Annotated in this window: 2 protein-coding genes and 1 pseudogene; all 3 read right to left on the bottom strand. The window is 45.5% G+C overall.

Features of this window, described 5'->3' with window-relative positions:
- Window positions 1–723: 723 nt before the first annotated feature.
- Window positions 724–807 (bottom strand): annotated as a pseudogene (locus IM450_RS22455) (YidH family protein); the annotation flags it as partial.
- A 159-nt stretch (window positions 808–966) separates the two neighbouring features.
- On the bottom strand, window positions 967–2352 hold the full coding sequence (locus IM450_RS06650; protein ID WP_228051279.1) for a VWA domain-containing protein: 1386 nt from the start codon (window positions 2350–2352) through the stop codon (window positions 967–969).
- Window positions 2285–2668: a hypothetical protein gene (locus IM450_RS06655; protein ID WP_287670308.1), complete on the bottom strand. Its 384-nt coding sequence runs from the start codon at window positions 2666–2668 to the stop codon at window positions 2285–2287. Before IM450_RS06655 ends, IM450_RS06650 begins: the two co-directional genes overlap by 68 nt.
- Window positions 2669–2784: the final 116 nt, after the last annotated feature.

Genomic DNA, 2784 nt, shown 5'->3' on the forward strand with positions numbered 1-2784 from the left:
GAGTGATTGGGGGGAAAATTTAGGGATTTTTTCCCTGAAAATTAGGTAATTGACCACCTGAAAATGGGTAAAACCCCACACCCCACACCCCACACCCCACACCCTGCCCCCACGAAAAACTTTTTCAGCAGCCCCTAATTATAATCTGCAATATCGTCGGGCAAAAACACCAGGGGCGACTTGTTTTTTTACCCTTGTTACTGAGCATCTTTAAGCCTTTTCTTTATGATGCGTTCCCCAAAATCGATCGGTGGAGCAGTAAGTACCTAAGCAAAATTAATTACGCATCTAAGCCACTACTCCGTCAGACTTCTGGTGTGAGGAAACAGTGAACTGAAAACTCAAATCCGATCCCTAATAGCTGTCTCCCGTCTCCCGTCTCCCGTCTCCTGTCTCCTGTCTCCTGTCTCGACTAGGAAATTAATTTTGCACGACTACTTATTTTACACACTTCATACCGGATGAGCAAGAGGGCTACGCCACTACTACCAAATCATTACCTGGCCAAGAACCGTAGAAGGATTAATCTGTCTCAACACAGTGATAGGAGTGAAAAGCTAATTTATGTCCCCTCAAAATCGCTGAAAATCTCTCTCTAACCACTTGCGGCACTATTCTCACCCTGGCAGTCTTAGAAACCATTCTATCGGCCGATAATGCCCTCGCCCTGGCCGCTTTGGTGCGAGAACTTCCCGACCCCAGACAAGAACGCCAAGCTTTAAACAGATAGGTGCGTTCGTTGGCCGAATGATCTCGCCAGTAATCAGGGTTAAATTTCTGCTTTGTCTTTCGGGATTTAAACAGCATAGAGGAGTTCCTCGCAGTGAACTTCAATAAAATCAAGTATTCTTTCTTATGGTTTTAATAAATTGTTTTTATCATCTAGTTTTTCGCTTATCTTTAACCAATTCAAGGGACTTAAGCAGATTATCATCCATAGGTGATCTTGCACCTGTCCAAAAACCATTAAAACCCCTCTAAATTTCGGCGGCTTTCTTCTTTGAGTTGGTGGCTCCAGGCATTGAACCGGCGAACACCGAATACCGTTGCGACTAGCGTACCGAGAAAAATCGCCAAACGTTCCCAAATCGAGAGAGAGTGATAGAGATAATTCGGCATCTGGAATTCGAGCGGTGCGGAGATGAGAGAGGACATACCTCTTCCTGGAGCATTGACGATAACTTTGGCTTGATGGATGGTGAGCCGATCGGCGGTTGGTTGTGGATAGCTGATCTCGTATTCTCGGAGCGCGGTCAGGAACTCTCGTAATCCTTGGCTCACTTCTTCAGCTGAACGCGGGAATCGGGCAATTCCGCCGGTCTCTTTAGCAATCGCTGTCAATCGAGATCGATCGACGATAAACTCGCGGATATCTTCTCCCCAAGGAAGCTGACAGTAGGTAAGGAGAGTATCCACGGTGAGAGGGCGGCTGCGTAACTCCTGGGCGCATTGGGCGCGGGCGCGGAGTCGGGTTAGGGATTCGCCGTATCCCATCGTGTGGACGGTGACGTGAGGGGAACGGGCCAGCAGAGCCAGAGTGGACTGAAAGCGTTGTTCTTCCTTGTTTCGATCGGGATCGGCATCGAATCCATCGGTAAATAGGATCACGCCGAGACGGGGAGGCAGACCCCAAGAATTTTGCTGAAAACGTTCGGAAGTGGTCAGAAAATTGACCGCTTCATCGAGGGGTTGATAGAGATTGGTGGAGGCGCAGACATCAATATTGGCTAACTGGGAAAGTCGAGTTTTGGTTGTTTTGTATGGATAGGCTTCTAGATACTTTTGAATCACTGTCTGATCGACCGGATAGCTATGGGCGCACCCTTCCCCAAAGGGAACTAGGGCAATTTCTACGGGAAGTTTTTTGGTTTTGATCGTGGTAATAAATTTTTGGATTCCCTCGATCGCTCCCTGGAGTTTGACTTGTTGGGATTCATCCCGATTATCCATACTGCCGCTCATATCTAGCAAAATCACTAAATAGGCGGGATCGGGTTTGACTTGATCGGGTGGGGTTATAGTAATTTTCGGGAGAGTTAGGGGAGTTAATCGATATTTAAATTCGGTTTGATTGGCCGCCGTGGTGAGGACGGTAAAGTTATTCGCTTGTAATCCGGGTACGAGCAGGTCACGATGGTCGCGAACTTGTACTTTTAAAGTCACTTGATCGTGGTCGGTAATGGCGCGGAGAATCTTGACGGAATTCGCTCGGACGGAAGCAGAATCGAAGAAAGTGAACGCGAGGATCGATAGGGGAAAAAGCAGAAGGTTTCTACCAGCTTTTTTAGTTGTCCGGATCGAGAAAGCGATCGCAAAAAATAAATCGGTAATAGCGAGTATTCGTGTTTTCATGATAGAAAGTCAACATTTGATTGTGATATAAGGTTTCCGTGGCATTTTCCGATAACATTCTTCTTTGTATTTGTACTTTATTTTCCACAGGGGTGCTAAGTCTCCATTGTTTTCTCTCTAAACTGAGCTTGGCGGCTATTGCAGGTACATCTGGCAAAAATATATCGGCATCTTCCGCAGAACCGATCTGTAAAGATTGGGAAGTATGGCGAGGTAGCTGGATAGATAATCCTTCTTCAATTTGGGTTTGCTCGAAATTGACAATTCTTAAAGAGCGATCGTTAATTTTGGGATATAGCGTTTTCAAATAAGACATGAAAAAGCATCGTAATTGTGGAGATTAGGAAAAGTAAATAGTTTAAGGTTGATTAAAAGATTAAATATCTTCTTCATAATCCCAAAATTTTTACAGAAACGGTAGCATCTCCTTAC

Origin of the sequence: Microcystis sp. M083S1 (assembly GCF_020246405.1) — a bacterium.
GTDB lineage: Bacteria > Cyanobacteriota > Cyanobacteriia > Cyanobacteriales > Microcystaceae > Microcystis > Microcystis aeruginosa_C.

What these genes read in the sequence shown, in the direction of transcription:
- IM450_RS06650 (WP_228051279.1), bottom strand. Translation starts at nt 2,352, where the DNA reads ATGAAAACACGAATACTCGCTATTACCGATTTATTTTTTGCGATCGCT.
- IM450_RS06655 (WP_287670308.1), bottom strand. Translation starts at nt 2,668, where the DNA reads ATGTCTTATTTGAAAACGCTATATCCCAAAATTAACGATCGCTCTTTA.